The organism is Paracoccus isoporae, from assembly GCF_900101865.1.
Classification (GTDB): Bacteria; Pseudomonadota; Alphaproteobacteria; order Rhodobacterales; family Rhodobacteraceae; genus Paracoccus; species Paracoccus isoporae.
Map to the genome: position 1 here is coordinate 21920 of NZ_FNAH01000016.1, position 6000 is coordinate 27919.

Below are 6000 nucleotides of genomic sequence, written 5' to 3' on the forward strand. Positions count from 1 at the left end.
CCCAACACATCAAGGATCGGATCAGCACCAGAAAGACGACCAGTTCAGGGGAGGAACACATGGTCAAGGCACACCGGAACATCTCTGCCCTCGCGGCATTCGCGCTTGCCGGGATGCCGCTTGCAGCCCTCGCAAGCGATGACGAAATGACATTTCGCATGGTCAGCACTTCGGGGGACGCAAGTTCCCCGCAGGGCATGTCGATCCAGATGTGGGCCGACCGGATGTCGGAACTCTCCGACGGGCGGATCACCGGTGAAACCTTTTTCCAGGGCGAACTGGGCGGCCAGCAGGAGGTGTTCGATCAGATGGTGCGTGGCAATATCGACATGGTGCTCGAACTGCCGCAGAGTTCCTACGACGAGCGGGTCGGCGTCATGTCATTGCCCTATCTGATCACGGATTGGGATGAGGCGAGAGCCGCCTATTCGCCTGACGGCTGGATGCAGCAACTTGTCGAACCGATCCTCGAAGATATCGGCGTGAAATTCTTTGGCGTCTATCCTGACGGCTTCGGGGGGATCGCGACGAAAGGTTCCTACGCCACCAATCACGAGGATGCGCAGGCGCTCAATCTCAAGGTCAGGGCGATCCCGACCTTTCCCAATCCGCAGACGCTGAAGGCGATGGGGTATCAGGCCGTTCCGATCGACTGGAACGAGGTCTACACCTCGATCCAGACCGGCGTGGTCGCGGGCGATGCGGGCAACATCATCTACTGGGACTACGAATATTTCGGCGATCAGTTGGACTATTACGTCCATACCCGCCACAATTTCTCCTACTCATCCCTGATGATGAGCCTCGACCGCTGGAACGCGCTTGACGCTGAGGATCAGGAGATCGTTGCGACGGCAGCGCGCGAGGTGATCGATCAGCGTTACGAAGGCGCCCAGGAATTCGACGCGGAGTGGATCCAGATCGCCCAGGATGGCGGGATGGAGTACATCCAGCCGACCGATGAGGAGCTCGATGGCTGGGCTGCGGTGGTCCAGGAGCAGGTCTGGCCGGAAGCCGAAGACGCGTTCGGGTCAGAGATCATGGACGTTGTGCGCAGCAATGTGCAGGTTGGTGGCTGATGGCCATTGATACCCGGCCCGGCTCGGGCGCGATCCAGCGCGTACTCACGCTGATCGACCGCTTCGATCATTGGGTCACGACAGCCATCCGACCGATCGTCGTTGCCCTGGGACTGCTGATCGCGTTCGCCTTCGCGGCGGGTGTGTTTTTCCGCAGCGTGGTCGGCTCACCCGTGTTCGGCCTGGAGGAGTTGGTCCTGCTGGCCGCGATGTGGTTCTACCTACTGGGCGCCGGACTGGCGTCCAGCGAACGCTCGCATCTCTCGGCGGATTTTCTGCCGATGCTGCTTGGCGACGGCAAGGCGGCACAGGCCGTGCAGCTTTTCGCAACGGCGCTCTCGCTGATGATGGCCGTGTTCATCCTCGTATGGAGTTTGGACCTGGTCAGTTGGGGTCTCGACAAGAGACAGGGAACACCGGTCTTCGGTATCCCGTGGGTCGTGTCGCAAGCCAGCCTGATGTTCGGCGCCTGCCTGTTCATCATCTATCTCAGCCGGGATTTTCTGCGCGATCTTCTGGTGTTGCTCGGCGCTCGCGAGGCGGACTGACACCAGGTTCAGGCTTCTCCACGCCAACTGAGCTGCGGCGCCGTCCGTCGCGGTGGCGCAGGCTCTCCCCTTAACCGGAGGAATGACTGATGGGTGCTCTTGTCGCGATACTGGTCGTCGTCGTCCTGATGTTTCTGGGCGTCCCGGTCGTCTTTTCCTTCGCCGCCATGACTCTGGCGCTGTCGCTGATCTACGGAATCGAGATCTCAAGCCTGATGACGACAGGGTTCTGGGCCGTCAACTCGGTGATCCTTCTGGCTTTGCCGCTCTTCATCATGACGGGCTACGTGCTTCAGACCGGCGGCCTCGCACGGCGGCTGATCGATTTCGTGGAAGCCCTGGTCGGCAACTCGAAAAGCGGCATGGGCGCGTCGATGATCGTCGCATGTGCCATCTTCGGCGCGATTTCCGGCACCGCCTCCGCCGCGGTTGCCGCGATCGGCCGGATCATGGTCGATCCGATGGAGCGGCATGGCTACGACCGCGGCTACGTGGCCGCCCTGCTCGGCGCCTCATCCCTGCTGGGGCTGCTGATCCCGCCCAGCATCACGATGATCCTGTTCGCCGTTGTGACGCGCCAGTCGGTGACAGCGTGCTTTCTGGCGACGGTCGGGCCCGGAATTTTGCTGATGATCCTGCTGATTATCTACAACGCCATCCGCATTCGCATGGGTGGTGAGCGGCCGGAGCAAACCGTGCCGGTCGCGGATCGCTGGCAGAATGTCGGCTCGGCAGGCTGGAAGGCGCTGCCGGCGCTGATGATGCCGGTCATCATCCTCGGCGGCATCTATGGGGGCTTTTTCACGCCGACCGAAGCTGCCGCCATTGCACTTGTCTATGCCATTCCGGTCGGGATGTTCATCTATCGCGACCTCGACCTCAAGGGGCTGTTTGACTGCGTGGTGCAGGCCGCCGCCACCACGGGGGTTATCATGGTGATCCTGGTCTTTTCCTTCATCGCGAGCCGCATTTTCACGATGGAGCGCATCCCGCAGGAGATGACCGGATTCCTGTTCGAGATCTTCGAGTCACCCACCGCGATCCTGGTCGCCGTCAACCTGTTCCTGATCGCGCTTGGCATGATCATGGATGATGTGTCGATTATCGCCATTACCGGCCCGCTGCTTCTGCCGGTGATGACGGAGATCGGTGTGGAGCCGGTTCATTTCGCCGCGATCATCGGCATGAGCGTGGTGATCGGGTGCAACACGCCGCCGATGGCGCCGATCCTCTTCCTTAGCTGCCGGGTCGGGAATGTGGGCATGTCCCGCGTGACCAAGCCCGCACTTCAACTGATCTTCTTCACCGCTCTGCCGGTTCAGATCGCGGTCACATTCTGGCCCGGCCTGTCGCTGTTCCTGCCGCGCGCGCTTGGCTACCTGTAGCGGCGCCTGAGCGCTCCCCAGATCTTTGCCTTGGGAATCTATCATGTCCAACGACCCGCTGTTTCAACCCCTGCAACTCAAGCATCTGCGGATCCGCAACCGGATGCTCTCGACGGCGCATGAGCCCGCCTATACGGAAGACGGGATGCCGAAGACGCGCTATCGCCTCTACCATTCCGAAAAGGCTCGCGGTGGAATCGGAATGACCATGATCGGCGGGTCCGCCGTCGTGTCGCCGGACAGTCCGCCATCTTTCGGAAATATCATCCTTTATCGCGACGAGGTCGTCCGCTGGATGTCCGAGCTGGCCGATGATGTTCACGAACACGGGGCCGCCGTGATGATCCAGATCACGCATCTCGGTCGGCGCAACAACTGGGACCGCGAAGATTGGCTGCCGATAATCGCGCCGTCTCACACGCGCGAGGCGACACATCGCGCCTACGCCAAGGCGATGGAAGATTGGGATATTCGCCGGGTCATCAACGACTATGCCGATGCCGCCGAACGCGTTAAGGCGGCGGGCCTGGACGGGCTGGAGGTGCAGTGCTACGGCCATCTGATCGACCAGTTCTGGTCCCCTGCGACCAATTTCCGCGACGATGAATATGGCGGCTCGCTCGATAACCGGCTGCGCTTCGGAATCGAGGTCTGCCAGGCAATCCGCGACCGCGTCGGGCCGGATTTTCTGGTCGGTGCCCGGCTCACCTGCGACGAAGACTTCAAGCGCGGCTTCGGCCCAGAAGAGGGGCTGGAAATCGCCAAGAAGATGACCGCGACCGGATTGCTCGATTTCCTCAATGTCATCCGGGGGCACACGGATACGCATGAGGGAGTCAGCAAGCTGATCCCGAACATGGGCTCGCCCTCGGCGCCGCACCTGGATTTTTCGGGGAACATCCGCGCGCAGACGGGCATGCCGGTGTTTCATGCTGCCCGCGTCCAGGATGTCGCCACGGCACGCCACGCCATCGAAAGCGGCAAGCTGGATATGGTCGGCATGACTCGCGCGCATATCGCCGATCCGCACATCATGGAAAAAATCAGCCGCGGGGAAGAGGATCGGATCCGGCCCTGCGTGGGCATGGGATACTGTATCGATTCCATCTATGCCGGTGTCGCAGCCTGCATCCATAACGCAGCCACCGGCCGCGAAGCGACCATTCCGCATGTCCTGGAAAAAGCACCGCAGCGCCGCAAGGTCGTGGTGATCGGAGCCGGTCCCGGCGGACTGGAGGCGGCGAGAATTGCCGGCGAGCGCGGCCATGAGGTCGTCGTCTTCGAGGCGGCACCGCGCGCCGGCGGGCAGATCCTCCTCGCAGCCTCCCTGAAACGACGTCGCGAGATCATCGGCATTGTCGATTGGCGCCTTGCCGAATGCGAAAAATTCGGCGTGCGCTTCATCTACGACCACTACGCGGAGCCCGACGATGTCCTCGCCGAGGATCCAGACCTTGTCGTCGTGGCGACCGGGGGGATGCCGGATCTCGGCTTCCTCGACAGTGGCTCAGAGCTCGCCACGAGTTCCTGGGACATCCTCTCCGGCGCCGTCAGGCCTGCGCGTGAGGTGATCCTGTTTGACGATCAGGGCACCCACGCCTCAATGACCACCGCCGAGGCGCTGATCGGCCAGAATGCTGCCGTCGAAATCGTCACGCCGGAACGCAGCCTCGCAACAGAGATCGGCGGCACGAGCTATCCGGCCTATTTTCGCGCCCTTGGCCAGGCCGGAGCAAAGGTGACGCTCAATCTAAGGCTGGAAGCGATCGAGAAATCGGGGAACCGTCTTCATGCCGTCTTCTACGACGATTACAGCAAGGATTACGTGAAGAAGGAAGCGGACCAGATCGTCATCGAGAACGGTGTCATGCCGTTTGACGATCTCTATTTCTCGCTCAGAGCAGATTCGCGGAATCTCGGAGAGATCGGCCAGAAAGCATTATTAGATCATCGGACACAGGACATCGTCTCGAACCAGGAAGGACGTTTCACGCTGTTCCGTGTCGGCGACGCCGTAGCCAGCCGCAACATCCATGCTGCGATCTACGATGCGATGCGGCTGTTGAAAGATTTTTGATAAAGTGGACTTTTCGGCTGGATCACGCCGTTGGCATTCCACAATTGTGCCTCAATGCTCCCCATTCCAGGTTTATGTGGCTTGGACGCAGAGTGACAAAAGCACGAGGGTACTATCGTACCGCGATGCTATCGATGTGCCACGTTTGATTTTTTGGTTGCGGGGGTAGGATTTGGACACTGTTTCACACAATGCGGCCTATCTCGCTCATTCGCATGAGTCTGCTTGCCTACGACCTTCAGGTTATGAGCCCATAGCCCCGAAATTTCAATAAGTTAGCAATATCAATCGGTTGCGGCGCAAACCTTTGATTTGACCCGATTTCCGTTACTGCACCGGTCGGCATTGGCACGGATTCAAGCGCAAAACAGGCGCGAAGCCAGCAGTCGCGGGTTGATGTGGCGTTGATGTAGGACCTTTCTTCGTGCTCGGATCATGATCACCAGATGGTAGCTAAACAGGACACGGCGGCCCTTCAAAAGGCCCGGATCGAATGATCAATTCGATCCGCTACAGCCACTTGAGCTGCCCGCCAGCAAACCGCTCGACAACTGCAATAGCCTCCTTTGAGGCCTCGACGATGTCGTCGGCCTTGGGTGGGGGATCATCGAATTTTCCGCCGTGTGAGAGGTCATTCATCAGAACGCTCTTCAGCTCGATTCCATATTCGTTGATCACTAGAGCTTTTCGTCCAAACCCTGAATCGTTTGGGCTTTCGCTCAAGCTTTGATCGTGATTCCCTCCGATCAGGGAGGATTGGTCATGTCAGCACCTTTGCCCGCGGCACTTCGGGTTCGTTTCCAGCGATTGATTGAAAAAGGTTTCAGCGGTCGGGCTGCGGCGGCGCGGTTGCAGTTATCAGCGGCGACCGGATCGCGATGGTTGCGTGCGATCAGGACAAAAGGGCATGC

At 60.1% G+C, this 6000-nt stretch carries 6 protein-coding genes; 5 read left to right on the forward strand and 1 reads right to left on the reverse strand.

Translation table 11 applies throughout. From position 1 onward, the window contains the following. The first annotated feature begins 59 nt into the window (after nucleotides 1–59). The 4 genes from dctP (at nucleotide 60) to BLT73_RS16295 (ending at nucleotide 5089) form a co-directional block, all read left to right on the forward strand. Nucleotides 60–1079, forward strand: coding sequence for a TRAP transporter substrate-binding protein DctP (gene dctP, locus BLT73_RS16280; RefSeq protein WP_218132565.1), 1020 nt, complete (start codon nucleotides 60–62; stop codon nucleotides 1077–1079). Further along, complete coding sequence (locus BLT73_RS16285) at nucleotides 1079–1627, forward strand: TRAP transporter small permease (protein ID WP_090525592.1); 549 nt, start codon at nucleotides 1079–1081, stop codon at nucleotides 1625–1627. Before dctP ends, BLT73_RS16285 begins: the two co-directional genes overlap by 1 nt. Before the next feature lie 89 nt (nucleotides 1628–1716). Next, entirely contained in the window at nucleotides 1717–3012 is a 1296-nt protein-coding gene (locus tag BLT73_RS16290) for a TRAP transporter large permease (RefSeq protein ID WP_090525594.1), read from the forward strand. A gap of 43 nt (nucleotides 3013–3055) precedes the next feature. Further along, nucleotides 3056–5089 carry an oxidoreductase gene (locus tag BLT73_RS16295; RefSeq protein ID WP_090525596.1) on the forward strand — a complete coding sequence of 678 codons (2034 nt, stop codon included), beginning with the start codon at nucleotides 3056–3058 and terminating at the stop codon, nucleotides 5087–5089. A 510-nt stretch (nucleotides 5090–5599) separates the two neighbouring features. Here the strand turns inward: BLT73_RS16295 and BLT73_RS17420 are convergent. Next, nucleotides 5600–5767: a hypothetical protein gene (locus BLT73_RS17420; protein ID WP_176805190.1), complete on the reverse strand. Its 168-nt coding sequence runs from the start codon at nucleotides 5765–5767 to the stop codon at nucleotides 5600–5602. Between the two features lie 84 nt (nucleotides 5768–5851). On the opposite strand from BLT73_RS17420, the gene BLT73_RS17710 reads away from it, so the two are divergent. Then, on the forward strand, nucleotides 5852–6000 hold a 149-nt coding region (locus tag BLT73_RS17710), incomplete at its 3' end, for a helix-turn-helix domain-containing protein (RefSeq protein WP_245727240.1).

What these genes read in the sequence shown, in the direction of transcription:
- BLT73_RS16295 (WP_090525596.1), top strand. Translation starts at nt 3,056, where the DNA reads ATGTCCAACGACCCGCTGTTTCAACCCCTGCAACTCAAGCATCTGCGG.
- dctP (WP_218132565.1), top strand. Translation starts at nt 60, where the DNA reads ATGGTCAAGGCACACCGGAACATCTCTGCCCTCGCGGCATTCGCGCTT.
- BLT73_RS16290 (WP_090525594.1), top strand. Translation starts at nt 1,717, where the DNA reads ATGGGTGCTCTTGTCGCGATACTGGTCGTCGTCGTCCTGATGTTTCTG.
- BLT73_RS16285 (WP_090525592.1), top strand. Translation starts at nt 1,079, where the DNA reads ATGGCCATTGATACCCGGCCCGGCTCGGGCGCGATCCAGCGCGTACTC.